This is a genomic window from Yersinia entomophaga (assembly GCF_001656035.1).
GTDB classification, from domain to species: Bacteria; Pseudomonadota; Gammaproteobacteria; order Enterobacterales; family Enterobacteriaceae; genus Yersinia; species Yersinia entomophaga.
In genome coordinates this window covers 2,254,793-2,272,328 of the sequence record NZ_CP010029.1, presented here as the reverse complement: position 1 = coordinate 2,272,328, position 17,536 = coordinate 2,254,793, and the positions used below count along the sequence as shown (strand labels likewise).

Genomic DNA, 17,536 nt, shown 5'->3' with positions numbered 1-17,536 from the left:
GTTAGCGATTGACAGCGAAACAAAAGGAGGATTGTGATGAAAAGAGTCGGTGTAGTGTTGAGTGGTTGCGGTGTTTTCGATGGCGCAGAGATACATGAGTCCGTCTTAACATTGCTGGCTTTGGATCGCGCCGGAGCCGAGGCAGTATGCTTTGCGCCGGACAAGACGCAACTCCATGTTATTAATCATTTATCTGGTGAAATTACCGACGAAAATCGTAACGTGTTAGTCGAGTCTGCGCGTATTGCGAGAGGTAAGATTCAGCCACTTTCTGCCGCCGATCCGGCGCAGTTAGACGCGTTAATTGTACCCGGCGGATTCGGTGCGGCGAAGAATCTGAGTCGCTTCGCAACCGAAGGAACGGCGTGTTCTGTAGACGAAGATTTATATAAGCTTACTCAAACAATGCATAAGTCTGGCAAACCAATTGGATTTATGTGTATTGCCCCAGCTTTGTTACCAAAGCTGTTGGGAGAGCGAATTCGCCTGACTATTGGTAATGATATCGATACCGCCGATGCTATTGAGGCCATGGGGGGAGAACATATCGTTTGCCCGGTGGAAGATGTCGTGGTGGATGCGGAGCATAAAGTCGTTACCACGCCCGCCTATATGCTGGCCGGTTCTATCTCAGAAGCAGCCGTCGGTATCAACAAACTGGTGAGTAAGGTGCTGGGCTTAATCGAATGAAATTGGGGAAATACGGGATAGGATGGATCTGGCGTGGTCTAAAGCGTGGCATTTTGGCGCTGTTGGGCTTTTGGCTGGCCGCTATTTTGATTTTTGCCTTCCTGCCCGTGCCCTTCTCCATGGTGATGGTCGAAAGGCAGCTCGGAGCTTGGTTTTCCGGCGATTTTTCTTACGTGGCGCATTCGGACTGGGTGCCTATGAGCGAAATTTCCCCTTACATGGCTTTGGCCGTGATGGCGGCGGAAGATCAGAAATTCCCTGACCATTGGGGATTTGACATGGGGGCCATTGAATCGGCTCTGGCGCACAATCAGCGCAATCAAAAACGCATCCGAGGCGCATCGACGTTATCGCAGCAAACGGCGAAAAACCTGTTTCTGTGGGATGGCCGCAGTTGGGTGCGTAAAGGGTTGGAAGCTGGATTGACGGCCGGGATTGAGCTGGTGTGGACCAAAAGGCGCACTTTGACGGTTTATCTGAATATTGTGGAGTTTGGCGACGGTATTTTCGGCGTTGAGGCCGCGGCGCAGCGTTTCTTCCATAAGCCTGCTAGCCGGTTAAGCGCTTCTGAAGCGGCTATGCTGGCGGCAGTGTTGCCGAATCCACATCGCTTTAAGGCAAATGCACCCTCAGGCTATGTAATTAGCCGCCAACAGTGGATCTTACGCCAAATGCGTCAGCTGGGCGGCAAAACTTTCCTACAGGAAAATGCGCTGTAAAACGGCCGCTAGGTTGAGTTGGCAGAAACAAAAAGGGCTTAGTATCAACTAAGCCCTTTTGCTTTTAAGTGAGTAAATTACTGAACGTAGGTAAAGGCGGTGGTGACGTGTTTTACGCCGCCAACTTTACTGGCGATCTGCGCGGCAGATTGTCCTTCTTGCTGCGTAACCAGGCCGAGTAGGAACACTTCGCCATTTTCGGTGGTGACTTTGACGTTAGAAGATTTAACCGAATCACTGGTGAGTATTTGCGAACGAACCTTAGTGGTAATCCAGGTATCTGATGAAGCGGTGCCCAGATCGACCGGTTTGCCCAGACGAATCTCGTTGTACACTTCACTGGTGCCTTCAACGCCAGCGGCTATTTGCTTGGCTCGGGTTGCCAGTTCGGTCGTCGGTGCTTGCCCGGTTAGCAGTACTTTGCCTTGGTAAGCCGTAGCGACGACGCGGGCTTCTTTTTTCAGTTGCTGGTCTTTGCTCAATGCGTTGGTCACTCGGGCTTCTAGTGTGCCGTCGTCAACTTGAGTACCGACGCTGCGAGGGTCAGTTGCGGATTTGGTCGCCACGGCGGCGCTGCCAACTACGACGGCACCAACACAGCCTTGTAATAGCAATGCGCTAAACAGCACGGCAAAAAATGGGAAACTAACCTTCATTTATGCTCCTTTAATCGTCCTGATGAGGGAATAGGGTGTTATCAATCAGATCACACAAACAATTCACTGTAAGCATGTGCATTTCCTGCACCCGAGCGCTGCGGTGAGAAGGAATGCGAATTTCAACATCCTGCTGGCCTAACAGACCTGCCAGTTCACCACCGTCGTAACCCGTAAGCGCGACAATCGTCATATCGCGGGTTACGGCTGCTTCAACTGCTTTCACAATATCACGGCTGTTACCACGAGTGGAAATTGCCAGCAGAACGTCTCCGGCCTGGCCTAAAGCACGCACTTGCTTGGCGTAAACCTCTTCATGCAAACGGTCATTGGCAATCGCGGTCAACACCACATTATCGGCATTTAGTGCGATAGCTGGCAGGCTTGGCCGTTCGGTTTCGAATCGGTTGATCATACTGGCGGCGAAATGCTGGGCGTTTGCCGCCGAGGTTCCATTGCCGCAGCAAAGAATCTTGTTACCATTCAGTAGTGATTGAACCAGCATCATCGCCGCTCGTGATATCGCGTCAGGTAAGGCTTCCGCCGCAGCAATCTGGGTTTGAATACTCTCGGTAAAACAGACTTTGATTCTATCCAGCACGTTGATTTAACCCACTCAGTAAAATGAATTGCCCGGCTTTGGCCGGAGAAAAATGATCAATCCGTATTGAAAGCATTAGGCAACCATTCTAACTGGTTACCGGTAATCGCAAAAACATCAAAACGGCAAGATGATGTGTCAAAACTGGCTCCGCGCTGCGCCAGCCAAACCGCTGCAGCACGTAATAACCTTTGCTGTTTGGTATGAGTCACGCTGGCAGCGGCACCGCCAAAGGTCGCATTCCGACGAAAACGCACCTCGACAAATACCCAAGTCGCACCGTCGCGCATAATAAGATCTATCTCGCCGCCGCGAACGCTCACATTGGCAGAATGAAAGACCAGACCGGCTTGTTCCAGATGGCGGCGAGCCAGCCGTTCATAATTTGCGCCAATATCCCTTTGGCTCATGTTTTAATCCATTATTTTCGCCCCCGACCGGAAACGGGGGCGCTAAAGTCAGGTTGAAAACGCCGGTTATTGCGCCGGAACAACCATTCCCTGGCGGTATAGCAACCAAGGCAGTTTACGGTTAACCACGCAGTTTGATGATGCGGTCAGTTCACCGGTAGAGCCTGATACCTTAAAGCCTGGAATCTGGCGCATTTCAGCAAAGTGGTTAGACAATGTCCAAGCATCCATCCCCATGGCATACAAACGAACCAGCGAATAGTCGTTAGCAAACTTGGAGGAAGCCTGCTGCATCAACGCAGGGTTGGCGCCGGCCATCAGCGGAATATCGCTGAACTGAACGCCTTCCATTTCCAGACGGTAATCCGGGCCTGCACCAGCCTGATAACTGCGCGAGCTGGCGTACAGCGATGGTTTGCTGCGAGTGGTGGTCGCCATATCGATCATAGGTTTAATCAGCGTCAGCTCGTCCGGCGTTGCCACGATATACACGGCATCCACGTTCCCGCCTGCGGAAGTAGAAACCACCGGCGCGTCAACCGGCGGTGCCGGGATAGTCAAACCGGCGATAGTCACTGATTGCGGAGCCGCTGTCGGTGTAACAGAAATTGGTTGGCCGGTCAGACGAATACCCGCGCCGCTGTTGATGGACTGCTTCAACTCTGCGGTGGAACCAAAGCTCTGCTGTAGTACGGTCTGGCCGCCTTGCTTCTGCCATTCTTCAGCAAAGGCTTTGGCGATACGATCGCCAAAAGCACCGCGAGGGGTTAGCAACAGCGGCATTTGCTTTTGCTGTTGCCATAAATGATGGGCGGCATCGCGCGCTTCATCTTCCGGCGACAGAGCGAAGTAACAGATATTTGGGCTGTCTTTGGCGGTTTCTGGCTGATTTAGCGCCAGAATATTCAGCGTGGTCGGCGTGGCGGTTAATTGCTCAACGTCTGGTTTCAGCAACGGGCCGACAACCAGCGTGGCACCATCTTGCTGTGCCTGAGCTAGCAGCGCAGCGATTGGCTGAGAAGTGGTGTCATAGACTTTAACCTGTGCATTGCTGGCAGCGACAGGTGCGGCAACTGGAGCCGGGGCTTCCGGCGTTGCGGCGGCCTCACCGTCCACTGGCGCGCTTGCGTCAATGGTCGGTTCTGCGGTTGGTGCAGGTGCTGGCAGGCCGCTTTGAGCCGCCATAAAACCTTGCTGAATAGCTTCGCCAAATACTTTTGCCTGACCGCTTAATGGCAGCAGCAGCGCAATTTTAGCGGTGGACGCCTGAGTGAAGTTCACAATCTGAGTTAGCTGCGCAGGCAATGATTTCGCCGCCGGATTTTGCGGATAGCGAGTTTGCCAGTCTTTGATCGCCGCTTTCAATAAATCAGGGTTCTGTCGGTTATCCTGATATACGTGCAACAGATCCAGCCAGCCTTGCAGGACATTTTCATTGGCATTGATCACCAGCGTATTCAAATCCTGAGGCGTCAGTTGCGCCAGCGCCAGCCAAGTGGCATCGATGTTATCCTGATGAGCCTTATCTTTAAGCAGTGGTTCCTGAGCGATATAGGCGCGAATCAGCGGCAGAGTCGGTTTACCCTGACTGGCGCCGATCAGCGCCTGATAATAGCGAACCTGCTGATTTGCCGATAATGTGCTGGCGTCTAATTTAGCCAGTATTGCAGCGGCGGCAGGTGCATTTTTCTGTGCAACCAATAACTCGGCGGCCAGCAACTGTTGTTCCTGACGCTGAGTGTCGCTCATTTTTTCAGGCAATGTATTCAGTTGCTCACTGGCTTGCGGCAGCTTCCCTTCACGTAGCAGGGCACGAATGGCGAGTAATTGCCAGTCAGCCTTGTTATCATCACTACTTTGCTGCAATTGTTGCAGGTAATAATCAGAGTTCGCGCTTGCTTCGTCCTGTATATTTGACGGCGGCGGAGTCTGTGGGGCCAGGCCAGAACAGCCAGCCAAGACAAGAGCGGCCAGAACAGCAGGAATGAAAATTCCTGCTTTGGTACGAACGGATGTTGAGGAAAGCATACTGTATCCAGTGATGTTTTTTTCAAGATGCTCAATATTAAATCGGTAATCCGGATGAAACAATGAATCAACACGATCGAGCAGTGATTTCTGCATCTACGCTTTACGTGGTACCCACCCCCATCGGTAACTTAGGGGACATCACCCACCGGGCGTTAGAGGTACTGAAAAGCGTTGATTTGATTGCGGCAGAAGATACGCGCCACACGGGTTTGCTGTTGCAACACTTTGCTATCAACGCGCGCCTGTTTGCGCTTCATGACCATAACGAACAACAAAAAGCTGACCAACTGCTGGCGAAGCTACAGGAAGGCCAAAGTATAGCTCTGGTTTCCGATGCGGGAACACCATTAATCAACGATCCCGGCTACCATTTGGTGCGCCGCTGTCGTGAAGCGGGTATTCGGGTCGTACCTTTGCCCGGAGCTTGCGCTGCTATAGCTGCGTTGTCAGCTGCGGGGATTGCTTCAGATCGTTTTTGCTACGAAGGCTTTTTGCCAGCAAAAACCAAAGGCCGTAAGGATACCTTGCAGGCGCTGATTGAGGAACCACGAACGCTTATTTTCTATGAATCGACCCATCGTCTCTTGGAAAGTTTGCAGGACATGGTGACGGTGCTCGGCCCACAACGCTACGTGGTTTTGGCGCGAGAGTTGACCAAAACCTGGGAGTCAATCCACGGTGCGCCAGTGGGCGAATTGCTGGCTTGGGTGCAGGAAGATGACATGCGCCGCCGGGGTGAAATGGTGCTGATTGTCGAAGGACACAAAGCGCTGGCTGACGATGCATTGCCGGCTGAGGTACTGCGCACTCTGGCATTACTGCAAAAAGAGCTTCCACTAAAGAAAGCTGCGGCGCTGGCGGCAGAAATCCACGGCGTGAAGAAAAATGCCTTATATCGCTATGCGCTCAACCAGCAGAGCGATGCGGAAGAGACAGAAGAAGACGCAGCGCAGTAATGTGCAAAGCCGGGCGCGATGTCCGGCTTTTATCAGGCTCTTTACCCATTATTTCCAACCGTGATGCCAGCCATGCCCAGGGTGATACCAGCCCCACGAATGGCCTTCATGATAGCGCCAAACATAGCCCGGCCCTGGCATTGGATATTCAGGAGCGACATAAACTATGCCCGGCGGTACCACAAATTCAGATTCGCGATAGCGAGCGGGTTCCACCACACAGCTACTGAGCAAAAAAATTGCGGCAAGTGGAGCAATGAACAGCGCGATACTTTTCATAGTACAGCTCCTAGAACGCTCGAGTGAAATGTTGGCCTGACAGTTCTAATTCTAGCTAATAAATTCTGCGTATTGTTTTGATCGAAAAGGTAATTTTTGTCAGCATCTTTACAATTATCTATGAGTTTGTTGAGCTGTAATAAAGTGAAAATAGGTCATTCACGCGGTATCGGAGGAAGAGAACATATCGCGCCATACATTGACCCAATTGCGCGGGTAACGGCTTCATTTATTATCGCATATGCAAAACAGAGTTAAGCCACGTTCGATAAAATCACTTTGTTTGATAATTAATCACTATAAATCTTTGTTTCAAGTGAAAGATGACATTCCGCTTCAATGTGACTATAATCCGCCGCGGAGTTGACTAGACAGTCGCCGCTTCACTGCCGTCCCTCTCGGGGGAGACAGGTGGAGGGGAGGAAAGTCCGGGCTCCATAGGGCAGGGTGCCAGGTAACGCCTGGGGGGCGCAAGCCTACGACAAGTGCAACAGAGAGCAAACCGCCGATGGCCCGCGCAAGTGGGATCAGGTAAGGGTGAAAGGGTGCGGTAAGAGCGCACCGCGCGGCTGGCAACAGTCCGTGGCATGGTAAACTCCACCCGGAGCAAGGCCAAATAGGGGTTCACATGGTACGGCCCGTACTGAACCCGGGTAGGCTGCTTGAGCCAGTGAGCGATTGCTGGCCTAGAGGAATGACTGTCCACGACAGAACCCGGCTTACCGGTCAACTCCCTCTATTATAGAGCCCCTTGTGAGGTTATCCTCACAAGGGGTTTTTTATTGGGTGATTGACTACTGCGCGTCGCCCTAAAATTCAATGGAGTGTAATTTCTTCGGTTCTTGACGTGATAAGTCAGCAACACTAATACGGATGCGAGTGAAAGCGTGCCGCTGGGGTCGTAGCGGCGTGAGCCGCCGGAGCGCCCCTCGGTGCGCTAAGCTCGAGCCTGTAAGGTGACAGGCTACTGCGCGTCGCCATTTTGGGCTGACGCAGTGCTCAGAATCCTCACCTACTTTGTGTAGGTTCCGGTTCCTACGTGCTGGGCGCACCCCAACTCGGCTAGCTCGCGACGTCCTAAAATCCAGCGTGATGCGATCTTTGAGGATTCAGCTGTTATTTGAATCAGTACCTATACCGGCAGGTCGATTAACAGCGCGCGTAGCGGCGTTTTGGCTTTAATGGTGAGCTGCTGCTCTTCCTGAACAAAGGCGCCGTCGCCGCAGGTCAGACGCTGAAGATCGCTGGTCTGCGAACCTTCCACTTCTACGGTGCCGTGAATTGACTGTAAATACGCCCGTTGACCGTGAAGCTGAATGCTATGTTCATCTCCCGCCGCCATATCCAAATGGTGAATCCACATCTGCTGACGCAGCTTCAGACTCCCCTGATCGCCATCAGGCGAAGCCAGTAAACGATATGATTCATTGCCTAGCGCTAGACGCTGACTCGAATCAGTATCCTGCTCAGGGCAGGCATTCAGCCACAGCTGAATCCGGGTTAATGGCTTACAGCCACTCAAATTATGCTCGCTGTAACTCACCTCAGACTGCGGCGAAAATAAAATAACATCGCCTTCTTTTCCCTGTACATGATTACCCAAACTGTCTCTGTACTCCGCTTCACCCTGTAAGATCAGGTTGAGAATATCTACCTGAGGATAAGTTCGTGGCTGAAACGCTGCGCCGGGTGCGAGAACTTCCTGATTGAGCACTCGCAATGAAGCGTAGCCCAGCAGTTTGGGATCGAAATAATGACCGAAAGAAAAGGTATAGCGGGCCTGTAACCAACCAAAGTCAGCTTGCCCGCACTGTTTTGCCGTTCTGCATGTGATCATGACGATGATTGCCCCTATAAATTGATAGACAAATGGTAAGCGTCTGGACGCAGGATTGTTAGCCAGTTAATCTGGTCGGTATATTCAAATTTCCTGACTGAGAAAACTGATGGCCAAAGATCGGGCGTTAACGCTAGAAGCGCTGCGGGTAATGGATGCGATTGATCGTCGAGGCAGCTTTGCCGCTGCCGCTGATGAACTGGGTCGAGTGCCTTCGGCCCTCAGCTACACCATGCAGAAGCTTGAAGAAGAGCTGGATGTGGTGCTATTTGACCGCTCCGGGCATCGCACTAAATTCACAAATGTTGGTCGGATGCTACTGGATCGCGGCCGGGTGTTATTGGAAGCTGCCGATAAACTGACTACCGATGCTGAAGCGCTGGCGCGGGGTTGGGAAACACACATCACAATTGTGAGTGAGGCGTTGTCGCCCGCCTGGAAACTGTTCCCGCTTATCGACAAACTGTCGCTCAAGGCCAATACGCAGGTTTCAATTTTGACTGAGGTTCTGGCCGGAGCCTGGGAGCGATTGGAGCAGGGGCGTGCTGATATTGTTATCGCACCAGATATGCATTTCCGCGCTTCTTCAGAAATCAATTCACGAAAATTATATAAAGTAACCAGCGTCTACGTGGCCAGCCCAGATCATCCAATCCATCAGGAACCGGAGCCGCTCTCGGAAGTGACTCGGGTTAAATATCGAGGTATTGCCGTGGCAGATACCGCTCGCGAGCGCCCGGTCATTACCGTTCAGTTATTGGATAAACAGCAGCGTTTAACGGTCAGTACTATTGAAGATAAACGACGCGCGTTGCTGGCCGGATTAGGCGTGGCGACCATGCCTTATGAAATGGTCGAAAAAGATATCGAAGCGGGTCGCTTACGGGTTGTTGGGCCGGAGTACAGCCGAGAAGTGGATATTATTATGGCCTGGCGGCGAGACAGTATGGGCGAGGCTAAGTCCTGGTGCCTGCGGGAAATTCCTAAATTACTGGGGCGCGGTTAGGAATATAGTGAGACGGGCGCTGGTCGCCCGTCCGAGTAAAAAAGGTATAACAGGGTATTGGGTTAGACTATTACTCTGAACCAAAACGAACATCTCGCCCGTGGGCCGACAATAAATCCTGTTCTGGCCCGACGGAAATAATACCGTAGGGATTAATCGTGGCATGACTACGATAATAATGATTGCGAATATGTGGCAAGCTAACGGTGCCAGCAATGCCTGGCATCTGGTAAATATCTCGTAGGAAACCGAATAAGTTCGGATAATCACTAATTCGGCGTTTATCACATTTAAAGTGGGTGACATAGACAGGATCAAAACGAACTAAAGTGGTCCACAAACGTAAATCAGCTTCAGTCAGTTGATTGCCAGTTAAATAACGCTGCTGGTCCAGAATTAATTCCAATTTATCCAACGCCACAAACAACGTATTTACCGCTTCATCGTAGGCGTTCTGGCTGGTGGCAAAACCGGCTTTGTATACACCATTATTTACCGCATCGTAGACCCAACCGTTAATTTCTTCGATTTCCTCACGCAGCGCTTCGGGATAATAATCCCCCTTGGCGGCACCTACACCATCAAATGCACTATTAAAAATACGCATGATATCGGCGGATTCGTTGCTAACGATGGTTTGCTGCTGCTTATCCCAAAGTATGGGGACGGTCACTCGTCCGCTATAAGTGGGTTCTGCACGTAAATACAACTGGTAGAGGTAATCCGATTGGTAAAGGGAATCTCCGGTGGTATCAGGGACGTCGGTGCTAAAGGTCCAACCTTTATCCAACATTAATGGATGTACGACTGAAACCGGAATAAGGGATTCTAACCCTTTAAGGCTGCGCATTAATAAAGCGCGATGCGCCCAAGGGCAGGCAAGGGAAACGTATAAATGATAACGATCTTTTTCCGCATTAAAGCCGCCGCGGCCGTGAGGGCCGGGCTGGCCATCAGGGGTTATCCAATGACGGAATTGTGAGGTGCTACGTTTGAAATGGCCGCCGGTTGACTTAGTGTCGTACCAGATGTCTTGCCAAACGCCGTCAACTAGTTGTCCCATTGGGTACTCCTGTGTATTTAGAGGTAATCACGAATTTTATAGCGCAGAGAGCAGAGGAAGGCGAAATAAGTTTGGATTAGCAACGCCGTATTAATCCATTCGTCAGTAAGGCGACAAAATAACAACGCCCTACCATCAGATAGGGCGTCGGATATTAGCCGCGGGGGAAAGTTACCACTTTTTGCCCAGCAGACGGTCAATACTGAATGCGCCAGGACCTGCAACGGCCAGCACCAGGAAGCCACCGGCGATGGTCAGGTTTTTCATGAACATCAGCTGGTTTACGCCTTCCGCAAAGTTTGTGTGGAAAATCAGCGCGGTTAACAACGTGAAGCCCGCGGTAAACAGAGCGGTAGTACGGGTCAGGAAACCAAACAGAATCGCTAGACCGCCGCCAAATTCCAGCAAGATAGTCAATGGCAAGAAGAAGCCGGGAACGCCCATCATCTGCATATATTGCTGAGTTCCAGCATAGGCATCGCCCATTTTTCCGTAACCGGCAACAATAAACAGAATTGGCATCAGAATACGTGCAACCAACAGACCGGTATCTTGTAATTTATTCATCGACTACTTACTCCAAATAAGGGTTGATGCTAATGCTTAACATTAGCGGCAATATTTCGTGGCAATCCGTTGGCTTTCCAGCTTCATACCGGGTTGATGAATAATATGTTAGTAGGGAGGTAGGAAAGTTGTTAGCAAGTAATACTGTTTGTTTTTATCAAAAAAATTGATGGGTTTAACAAAAAGTGCGAAAAAGGTTAGCCGATAAAGATAAGTGGAAGGGTTGAGAATAAAAAATAAATAATAAATTGAATGAGTTAATAAAACTCGCCGTCTGAGACAGTGGCGACAGGCGAGTTTAGCGGGAAGAAAATGTGCGACGGAAAAGTCGGAAGGTACCCCACGCGCTTAACGCCCTGCGGGACCAGCGAATCATTCGGCTGGGATGGCGAACGCCATAAACTGCGATCAGACTGGAACCCAGAACCAGAAACTTACGCATTTCAAGAATTTTGAGCCAGCCGCGATCATAAGGCGCGGTCACTTCAATCCAGTGTGCCGCGCTGTTAGCCAGATCCAGGCGTTGCTGTTCAATCTGACGCAGCAACTTTTCCTTCTCTAACCGTAACTGGCGGCTCACTGGTCTTTCTCCAATAATTCCCGATCGATTTCCAATTGTTGACGGGTAGAACCCAAAAACGTGGAACGACGAGCTTTAACCAGCGTCCAGATAACACCTATCAACGCTAGCCCCAACAGCACGCCGGTGGTGATAGCCAAAGCCATAAAGCGGTAGACGGGATCAACGGCCCACATCATTAACACCAGCAGGCTCATTAAACCAAAAGCGGTTAATAGCAGAGTGATTCCGGCCATTATCAGCAACTGAATCAGCGTTGCCTTTTCCTCTTCCAGCTCAATTACCGCCAGTCGAACGCGGGTTTCAACCATGCCAACCACGATAGTGGCGATGCGATGGATGGTATCAAGGACCCCTTTACCGGGGCCCTGTGTGCGAGGTTGCTCTGCCATAATTAGCGACGAGACAACAGAACGCCCAATACCACGCCAACTGCGGCACCGATACCAACACCTGTCCAAGGGTTGTCATGAACGTAGTTATCAGCCTTGTCGGCGATTTCTTTGGTCTGAGCCGCAATTTTGTCGCCGGTTTCGCTCAGGCGCTCACGAGTGTCCTTTAGGGCACTCTCAGCTTTGGATCGTAATTTATCTAACTCAGCTTTTGGCTTATCAGAGGAGGAATGCAAAACTTCTTCCAATGTATCTGCCAGTGATTTGAGTTCGGCGCGCAAATTTTCAGCGTTTTTATCTTGTGCCATATAAATAACTCCTTAACATAACTGAGAAGAATATCTAACATAGCGGATTTTCTGAGCGGTTGAAAGGCCAACCTGTGGAAAATCATGCTAATCCGCCTGCGGATTCGTCCTAAAAAACACCATAAAATGGCTTTTTAACCAGATTTTTGACTACCAAAAGCGATGAATAATATCTATTCAGCCTGAAGTTGCTTTAGCTCGGTTTGGGCTTCGTCCAGCTTCTTCTGCTTTTTGGCGATTTTCTTTGCGTCACCGGTTTCCTGCGCCTGCTTCAGCTCTTGCTGACGCTCGGCAACTTTCTGCTGTTTCTGAGCAACTTTTTGCTGATGCTCAGCCTGTAAACCGGCTTCAGTACAGTTGGATTTCACTTCTTTCAGAGCCGTTTCCAGCCCGGCAACGCGCTGGGTATTACCATGCTGTTTGGCATAATCGATCTGCTGCTGAATTTCTTTCGCTTTGATATCGCAGCCGTTAGCGGTAGCAGCCTGAGCCAGGCCGCAGAATGCAACAACCGGTAAAACCAGCAGAAGGGAATGGCGTAACAACATAATATTTCTTCCTTTTTGCAGCCTGAAGACAACGGTGTGTCTTAGTTCCATGCCGCTTAATAAATGGGACATATCAGTAATGGCGATAACCGCACTTAAGTTAAGCATAGCGCTGAATAGAACATCGCCCAAGTTTTCTATTGGGTTATATTGGGGAATCCCTTTCATTTTTCAAATTGTTGCGTGGTTAGCGGCAGCGCGAAACCTATCGGTTACATATCGAAGAGTAATCAGAGCACGCGGGGAGAAATGACATCAGAGGGACGGGGGAGAGTTTCCCCCGACAGAGGATTGAGCTAGCCTATTTTTTGCGTATCACCGCCAAACTTTGGCAGCCAGCTATGACGTTTGGTTGATTCACTCAGCACGATGACGTAGCCCTTCGGCAAAATAGCCTGCAATGCTTCAATGGCTTCTTTCTGCTGCTCCGGTGATTCCAGACTTACCACCAAACTATCGGCCTCCGGCGTAATGCTTTTAATCCGAATGCCTCGTTCGTCCAGATGTTGATAAAGGTAGAAGCCGTCCGGAAGACTCAGCCCTTGTTGATTAGGGCTGATTTTCAGGGCGCTTTCAGTATGCAGTATCACGGGGGTAAACAGCGCGACAAGCACCAGCATACCTAACGCTAGCACCGCATAGTGCCAGCGTGGGCGGCGCAAACGAGCCAGAAGCTGGATCACGCCTGATTTCCTTTATCACCCTGCACGCTGCGCTTTTTACGCCACAGTACGTACAGAGAACCAAATAGGCCGATAAACAATAACGCTAGCGGTAGCAGCATTAGGAAGAACATGACTTCATCTTCGTATTTGCGGAATACCGGCGTTTTACCCAACGCGAACCCCAATGTAGTCAGAATCAGTACCCAAAGCAGGCCGCTGACCCAGTTAAAGAACTGGAAACGAGCGTTGCTCAGGCCAGAAAGGCCAGCAATTGTGGGTAACAGTGTCCGGACGAAAGCTAAAAAACGGCCAATTAGCAGGGCGGACAAACCGTGGCGGTGGAATAAATTATGCGCGCGGGTGTGATAGTGAGCAGGTAAATGGGATAACCAACCCTGCACTATCTTGGTATTTCCCAGCCATCTTCCCTGTATGTAGCTGACCCAACAGCCTAAACTGGCGGCGGTAGTCAGAACCACTAGCGTGACCGGGAAACTCATTGCCCCTTTGGCAATCAGTACGCCGACCAGAATCAGCAGGCTATCGCCGGGTAAAAATGCTGCTGGCAGCAGGCCATTTTCCAGAAATAGTATGACAAACAGCAGGATATAAATGGCCCACACCAACGAAGGGTTAGCGAGTGTTTCGTAGTCCTGCTGCCACAAGGCATGTAAGAGTTCTTTAATGATATCCATCTGGTATTCCTAAAACGTCATTGTTTTTGTTGCGCTCACGCGGCGGTTCAGATAAAGGTGCTGATACTTCCAAAGTGAACCAATCCGTTGATGCGTATGCAGTAAATCTATTTTTTGCTTATAAATTTTTATGACAATGGAAACAGAATTGCGGCGTCGTGATAAGTCAGTGCACCGCTGTACAGGATATTACTCTCTTTCCAGCCGCCCACGCGATTTTGCTGCGCAGCTGAATGAAGCATCCAGCGGCCAGATTGGCGTAATGGTGACGGTTGTCGGGACTGCTTATAGATTTCTTTTGCCTGAGCATTGCGTGAAGTTAGGAACCAGGACGGATGCCAACTCAGGTTTACCCATAAAGTATTGCCTGTTCCGGTGAATTTAGATGTGCTCAGACGGTTTTTAATTGAGAAATTTTTGATCCGCTTGCCAAGACGCAGCTGGTCGGGCAATGGCGCATTATGTCGGAAGACGTTTTGAGTAATGAATTCAACATTAATGTATTGAATTGCGGCGCGCTGAAGGGCGGTATAAGAAACGTCCTGCGTGGAATCAGAATGCCCAGCCAATAGCGGCTTGCTGGCGACCGAACCGGTCCAGCAAGAAACAGCAATAAGCAGGATCAACAACCAGCGCATCTTTCGCGTTTCGCTCCCAAAGTGGCGGGAAAAAAAAGAGCAGTCACTTTAGCAAAATAGCAGGATATGAAACAGGGAAATATAGGCGTTAATTGATGGTTTATTGTACCGCTTTTAAGAAATAGCTTCTCTGCTTACATTTGCTGACAGATCTCGACATTTACTGACTAGAGTGATCCCGCCAATGCAAGGTTATAAGAGGGAAACCGCAATTTTTGCAGGCGGTATCCCTTTTATTTTTCGATTCTTCCTGCGGAAAAACGTAGGTAATAGTAGCGGGGAGACTATTCAGCTCAGGCTTTGCTGTTTATCGTCATATTGTTGGCCGCAAGATTATCCAGATGAACCACTGGATTTTCTGCAAATAAATAACGATCGACGTTAAATTCGAAATCATCAGTGGTGGCATGGAACAGCATTTGCTTGGTGTTTTCCAGATGCTGCCACATTGCCAGTTTGCTGGCATAAGGATCTTTACGCATTAACGCTTTCAGGATCTGATCGTGATCTTCGCACCAGCTCTCAATGGATTTATCGTCAATGTGCTCATGCAGTTTGATCCAATACGGATTATGCACCCGTTGGCTCCACATTTTCTCGACGATAGTGGCCATCGCGGTATTTTGGGTAGCCAGAGCGACCTGCACATGGAATTTCAAATCCCATTGTGAATCCCGAAAACGATCTTCCTGACGAGCGTGTTCCTGTATTTCAATCAGTTTGACTATATCCTGACGAGTGATTTGCGTTGCTGCAAACTCGGCGATATTGCTTTCAATTAACTGGCGCGCCTGAAGTAGCTCAAAAGGACCGGCAGCAGCGAACTCAATTTCATTGCTTGGCATGACCAAATGCTTCTGCTGATTGGACATGACGTGGATGCCAGAGCCTTTGCGTACTTCTACGTAGCCCTCGACTTCCAGCATAATAATCGCTTCACGGACGACGGTTCTGCTGACATTCATTTCTTCCGAAATATAGCGCTCAGCAGGCAACTTATCGCCAACCTGATACACACCAGCTTCGATGCGTCGTTTTAACTCTGCGGCCAACTGTTGGTATAACCGTCTGGTATCTGTGAATTCCATGATTAAGGCTCTTGGATCAATTGAGGCAGATAATGTTATGACTCAGTGTTGTCAGGGCTTGGAGGCTATCCCGAACGGCATATCTCGCGGACTTGTTATACCACTTATTCCCGATTGGTTCTAGCTATTGCTATCACAGATATACTTAACCAAAGGTAGTGTAGGGCGGAGAAAAACAAACCCGGCAAGCTTCTGCCGGGCTAGTGTGTGCGCAGTGCGTCACTCTTGGAGAACGTCGCCGGACGGGTTAATTTTGCTCAGCCGGTGCTTGTTGTATCGGATCTGTCTGTGAGTCATCGGCAGGGCGATTTTGCAGCACCGTCCAGATAACGATGACTGCCAGTACGTCGAACACCGCCAGCGCGGCAAATAGTGGGCTGAAGCCCAACGTATCTGCTAATGCGCCAACCACCAGAGCAAACAGCGTACTGGCAGTCCAGGCTGCCATGCCGGTTAACCCGTTGGCAGTGGCGACTTCGTTACGACCGAAGACATCGGAAGACAGGGTAATCAGCGCGCCAGATAGAGACTGGTGAGCAAAACCACCGATACACAGCAGAGCAATAGCGACATAAGGACTAGTGAACAGGCCGATAGTGCCAGGCGCAATCATTAGCAGACCGCCCATAGTCACAACCAATTTACGAGAAACAATCAGATTCACTTTCAGGTATTTTTGGAACAACGGAGGCAGATAGCCACCGAGAATACAGCCAAGGTCAGCAAACAGCATTGGCATCCAGGCAAACATCGCAATTTCTTTCAGGTTAAAGCCATAGGCTTTGAACATGAATAGTGGAATCCAGGCATTGAACGTCCCCCAAGCCGGTTCTGCCAGAAAGCGTGGGATGGCTATACCCCAGAATTGGCGGTTACGGATAATCTGCATTGCAGACATCTTTTTCGAGTTGGAGGTGGAGTGGTGAGCTTCCTGACCGCTGAGAATATAGTCCCGTTCTTCATCCGTCAGTCGTTTCTGATCTTTCGGGTGTTTATAGAAAATTAACCAACAGATAGCCCAAATCAGGCTGAGCACACCGGTAATGATGAAAGCCATTTGCCAGCTGTGCATGACTATAGCCCAGACCACTAACGGTGGAGCAATCATTCCGCCAATGGATGAACCGACGTTAAAATAACCAACGGCAATAGAACGCTCTTTCGCCGGGAACCATTCGCTACTGGCTTTCAAGCCTGCGGGGATCATGGCTGCTTCAGCTGCACCCACGGCACCACGGGCAATGGCCAGGCCGCCCCAACTGCTGGCTAACGCGGTACCCATACAGAATATCGCCCACATAACGGCGAACATGGCGTAGCCGATTTTGGTTCCCATGACGTCCAGTACGTAACCTGCAACCGGCTGCATCAAAGTGTAAGCGGCGGAATAAGCGGCGATAATATAAGAATACTGTTGCGTAGTGATATGTAGCTGTTCTTGAAGCGTAGGTGCGGCGACGGCGATGGCGTTACGTGTCAGATAACCCAAAATCGTGCCCATGGTGACCAAGGCTATCATGTACCAGCGTAACCCTTTAATTTTACGCATTTCTAAATCTCTCCCAGTCTCTAAGATTACTGCTATGGAGTGCTGTCTGGCGGCAGTCCATGGCGCAATTTGGTCCATCCAGTCGATGCCCGTGCACCCGGTGGTACCTAAACGCTCCTTTTTTGATCGTGTCTCTCAACGCCGAGGGGGTTAAATCAAGCTGATGCCCCTAAGGTTGCGATGCCTGGTATCACCACGGTCCTAAGCCGTTAGAAAAATGACACTGACGATGTATCCCTTCACCGACGACCTGTAATT

At 50.2% G+C, this 17,536-nt stretch carries 21 protein-coding genes and 1 other RNA gene; 5 read left to right on the top strand and 17 right to left on the bottom strand.

What is annotated here, in order from left to right:
* The first annotated feature begins 36 nt into the window (after nucleotides 1-36).
* Both elbB and mtgA read left to right on the top strand, forming a co-directional pair.
* Entirely contained in the window at nucleotides 37-690 is a 654-nt protein-coding gene (gene elbB, locus PL78_RS10410) for an isoprenoid biosynthesis glyoxalase ElbB (protein ID WP_064515322.1), read from the top strand.
* Nucleotides 687-1,409, top strand: coding sequence for a monofunctional biosynthetic peptidoglycan transglycosylase (gene mtgA, locus PL78_RS10405; protein WP_064515320.1), 723 nt, complete (start codon nucleotides 687-689; stop codon nucleotides 1,407-1,409). Before elbB ends, mtgA begins: the two co-directional genes overlap by 4 nt.
* Nucleotides 1,410-1,486: 77 nt before the next feature.
* On the opposite strand, the gene dolP is transcribed toward mtgA, so the two are convergent.
* The 4 genes from dolP to PL78_RS10385 form a co-directional block, all read right to left on the bottom strand.
* Nucleotides 1,487-2,065, bottom strand: a complete 579-nt coding sequence (dolP, locus tag PL78_RS10400; protein WP_049597858.1) for a division/outer membrane stress-associated lipid-binding lipoprotein — start codon at nucleotides 2,063-2,065, stop codon at nucleotides 1,487-1,489.
* A 10-nt stretch (nucleotides 2,066-2,075) separates the two neighbouring features.
* The gene (diaA, locus tag PL78_RS10395; protein WP_049597857.1) at nucleotides 2,076-2,666 is read right to left on the bottom strand and encodes a DnaA initiator-associating protein DiaA; all 591 of its coding nucleotides are present in this window, start codon (nucleotides 2,664-2,666) and stop codon (nucleotides 2,076-2,078) included.
* A gap of 56 nt (nucleotides 2,667-2,722) precedes the next feature.
* Entirely contained in the window at nucleotides 2,723-3,076 is a 354-nt protein-coding gene (locus tag PL78_RS10390) for a YraN family protein (RefSeq protein ID WP_064515318.1), read from the bottom strand.
* Between the two features lie 66 nt (nucleotides 3,077-3,142).
* The gene (locus PL78_RS10385) at nucleotides 3,143-5,104 is read right to left on the bottom strand and encodes a penicillin-binding protein activator (RefSeq protein ID WP_064518386.1); all 1,962 of its coding nucleotides are present in this window, start codon (nucleotides 5,102-5,104) and stop codon (nucleotides 3,143-3,145) included.
* A 62-nt stretch (nucleotides 5,105-5,166) separates the two neighbouring features.
* On the opposite strand from PL78_RS10385, the gene rsmI reads away from it, so the two are divergent.
* Nucleotides 5,167-6,063, top strand: coding sequence for a 16S rRNA (cytidine(1402)-2'-O)-methyltransferase (rsmI, locus tag PL78_RS10380; protein ID WP_064515316.1), 897 nt, complete (start codon nucleotides 5,167-5,169; stop codon nucleotides 6,061-6,063).
* A gap of 48 nt (nucleotides 6,064-6,111) precedes the next feature.
* Here rsmI and PL78_RS10375 read toward each other — a convergent pair whose 3' ends face one another.
* Nucleotides 6,112-6,342 carry a hypothetical protein gene (locus PL78_RS10375; RefSeq protein ID WP_064515314.1) on the bottom strand — a complete coding sequence of 77 codons (231 nt, stop codon included), beginning with the start codon at nucleotides 6,340-6,342 and terminating at the stop codon, nucleotides 6,112-6,114.
* Between the two features lie 359 nt (nucleotides 6,343-6,701).
* On the opposite strand from PL78_RS10375, the gene rnpB reads away from it, so the two are divergent.
* Nucleotides 6,702-7,080: RNase P RNA component class A (gene rnpB / locus PL78_RS10370), an RNA gene on the top strand.
* 394 nt (nucleotides 7,081-7,474) lie between these two features.
* On the opposite strand, the gene PL78_RS10365 is transcribed toward rnpB, so the two are convergent.
* Nucleotides 7,475-8,179: a pirin family protein gene (locus tag PL78_RS10365; RefSeq protein ID WP_064515312.1), complete on the bottom strand. Its 705-nt coding sequence runs from the start codon at nucleotides 8,177-8,179 to the stop codon at nucleotides 7,475-7,477.
* Between the two features lie 109 nt (nucleotides 8,180-8,288).
* Between PL78_RS10365 and PL78_RS10360 the strand changes: the two genes are divergently transcribed.
* A complete protein-coding gene (locus PL78_RS10360; protein ID WP_049597848.1) occupies nucleotides 8,289-9,185 on the top strand; it encodes a LysR family transcriptional regulator in 897 nt (298 codons plus the stop codon).
* Between the two features lie 70 nt (nucleotides 9,186-9,255).
* On the opposite strand, the gene PL78_RS10355 is transcribed toward PL78_RS10360, so the two are convergent.
* The 11 genes from PL78_RS10355 to PL78_RS10305 form a co-directional block, all read right to left on the bottom strand.
* Entirely contained in the window at nucleotides 9,256-10,248 is a 993-nt protein-coding gene (locus PL78_RS10355; RefSeq protein WP_064515310.1) for a glutathione S-transferase family protein, read from the bottom strand.
* A 171-nt stretch (nucleotides 10,249-10,419) separates the two neighbouring features.
* Nucleotides 10,420-10,815, bottom strand: a complete 396-nt coding sequence (locus PL78_RS10350) for a DoxX family protein (RefSeq protein WP_049597845.1) — start codon at nucleotides 10,813-10,815, stop codon at nucleotides 10,420-10,422.
* A 298-nt stretch (nucleotides 10,816-11,113) separates the two neighbouring features.
* Nucleotides 11,114-11,395, bottom strand: coding sequence for a YqjK-like family protein (locus tag PL78_RS10345; protein WP_064515308.1), 282 nt, complete (start codon nucleotides 11,393-11,395; stop codon nucleotides 11,114-11,116).
* The gene (locus PL78_RS10340; RefSeq protein ID WP_064515306.1) at nucleotides 11,392-11,787 is read right to left on the bottom strand and encodes a phage holin family protein; all 396 of its coding nucleotides are present in this window, start codon (nucleotides 11,785-11,787) and stop codon (nucleotides 11,392-11,394) included. The genes PL78_RS10345 and PL78_RS10340 overlap by 4 nt, the downstream gene beginning before the upstream one ends.
* 2 nt (nucleotides 11,788-11,789) lie before the next feature.
* A complete protein-coding gene (locus PL78_RS10335) occupies nucleotides 11,790-12,095 on the bottom strand; it encodes an ElaB/YgaM/YqjD family protein (RefSeq protein ID WP_064515304.1) in 306 nt (101 codons plus the stop codon).
* Between the two features lie 173 nt (nucleotides 12,096-12,268).
* A complete protein-coding gene (locus PL78_RS10330) occupies nucleotides 12,269-12,643 on the bottom strand; it encodes a DUF1090 domain-containing protein (RefSeq protein WP_064515302.1) in 375 nt (124 codons plus the stop codon).
* Between the two features lie 296 nt (nucleotides 12,644-12,939).
* On the bottom strand, nucleotides 12,940-13,326 hold the full coding sequence (gene mzrA / locus PL78_RS10325) for an EnvZ/OmpR regulon moderator MzrA (protein WP_064515300.1): 387 nt from the start codon (nucleotides 13,324-13,326) through the stop codon (nucleotides 12,940-12,942).
* Nucleotides 13,323-14,003 carry a DedA family protein gene (locus tag PL78_RS10320; RefSeq protein WP_064515298.1) on the bottom strand — a complete coding sequence of 227 codons (681 nt, stop codon included), beginning with the start codon at nucleotides 14,001-14,003 and terminating at the stop codon, nucleotides 13,323-13,325. Before PL78_RS10320 ends, mzrA begins: the two co-directional genes overlap by 4 nt.
* Nucleotides 14,004-14,131: 128 nt before the next feature.
* On the bottom strand, nucleotides 14,132-14,641 hold the full coding sequence (locus tag PL78_RS10315) for a hypothetical protein (protein ID WP_064515296.1): 510 nt from the start codon (nucleotides 14,639-14,641) through the stop codon (nucleotides 14,132-14,134).
* A gap of 293 nt (nucleotides 14,642-14,934) precedes the next feature.
* Nucleotides 14,935-15,729, bottom strand: a complete 795-nt coding sequence (gene exuR / locus PL78_RS10310) for a transcriptional regulator ExuR (protein ID WP_049597832.1) — start codon at nucleotides 15,727-15,729, stop codon at nucleotides 14,935-14,937.
* Between the two features lie 247 nt (nucleotides 15,730-15,976).
* On the bottom strand, nucleotides 15,977-17,278 hold the full coding sequence (locus PL78_RS10305; protein WP_064515294.1) for an MFS transporter: 1,302 nt from the start codon (nucleotides 17,276-17,278) through the stop codon (nucleotides 15,977-15,979).
* Nucleotides 17,279-17,536 lie beyond the last annotated feature (258 nt).

What these genes read in the sequence shown, in the direction of transcription:
- exuR (WP_049597832.1), bottom strand. Translation starts at nt 15,729, where the DNA reads ATGGAATTCACAGATACCAGACGGTTATACCAACAGTTGGCCGCAGAG.
- PL78_RS10305 (WP_064515294.1), bottom strand. Translation starts at nt 17,278, where the DNA reads ATGCGTAAAATTAAAGGGTTACGCTGGTACATGATAGCCTTGGTCACC.
- elbB (WP_064515322.1), top strand. Translation starts at nt 37, where the DNA reads ATGAAAAGAGTCGGTGTAGTGTTGAGTGGTTGCGGTGTTTTCGATGGC.
- PL78_RS10330 (WP_064515302.1), bottom strand. Translation starts at nt 12,643, where the DNA reads ATGTTGTTACGCCATTCCCTTCTGCTGGTTTTACCGGTTGTTGCATTC.
- dolP (WP_049597858.1), bottom strand. Translation starts at nt 2,065, where the DNA reads ATGAAGGTTAGTTTCCCATTTTTTGCCGTGCTGTTTAGCGCATTGCTA.
- PL78_RS10365 (WP_064515312.1), bottom strand. Translation starts at nt 8,179, where the DNA reads ATGATCACATGCAGAACGGCAAAACAGTGCGGGCAAGCTGACTTTGGT.
- PL78_RS10320 (WP_064515298.1), bottom strand. Translation starts at nt 14,003, where the DNA reads ATGGATATCATTAAAGAACTCTTACATGCCTTGTGGCAGCAGGACTAC.
- PL78_RS10385 (WP_064518386.1), bottom strand. Translation starts at nt 5,104, where the DNA reads ATGCTTTCCTCAACATCCGTTCGTACCAAAGCAGGAATTTTCATTCCT.
- PL78_RS10335 (WP_064515304.1), bottom strand. Translation starts at nt 12,095, where the DNA reads ATGGCACAAGATAAAAACGCTGAAAATTTGCGCGCCGAACTCAAATCA.
- PL78_RS10350 (WP_049597845.1), bottom strand. Translation starts at nt 10,815, where the DNA reads ATGAATAAATTACAAGATACCGGTCTGTTGGTTGCACGTATTCTGATG.
- mtgA (WP_064515320.1), top strand. Translation starts at nt 687, where the DNA reads ATGAAATTGGGGAAATACGGGATAGGATGGATCTGGCGTGGTCTAAAG.
- PL78_RS10340 (WP_064515306.1), bottom strand. Translation starts at nt 11,787, where the DNA reads ATGGCAGAGCAACCTCGCACACAGGGCCCCGGTAAAGGGGTCCTTGAT.
- PL78_RS10390 (WP_064515318.1), bottom strand. Translation starts at nt 3,076, where the DNA reads ATGAGCCAAAGGGATATTGGCGCAAATTATGAACGGCTGGCTCGCCGC.
- PL78_RS10360 (WP_049597848.1), top strand. Translation starts at nt 8,289, where the DNA reads ATGGCCAAAGATCGGGCGTTAACGCTAGAAGCGCTGCGGGTAATGGAT.
- PL78_RS10375 (WP_064515314.1), bottom strand. Translation starts at nt 6,342, where the DNA reads ATGAAAAGTATCGCGCTGTTCATTGCTCCACTTGCCGCAATTTTTTTG.
- PL78_RS10315 (WP_064515296.1), bottom strand. Translation starts at nt 14,641, where the DNA reads ATGCGCTGGTTGTTGATCCTGCTTATTGCTGTTTCTTGCTGGACCGGT.
- rsmI (WP_064515316.1), top strand. Translation starts at nt 5,167, where the DNA reads ATGAATCAACACGATCGAGCAGTGATTTCTGCATCTACGCTTTACGTG.
- PL78_RS10355 (WP_064515310.1), bottom strand. Translation starts at nt 10,248, where the DNA reads ATGGGACAACTAGTTGACGGCGTTTGGCAAGACATCTGGTACGACACT.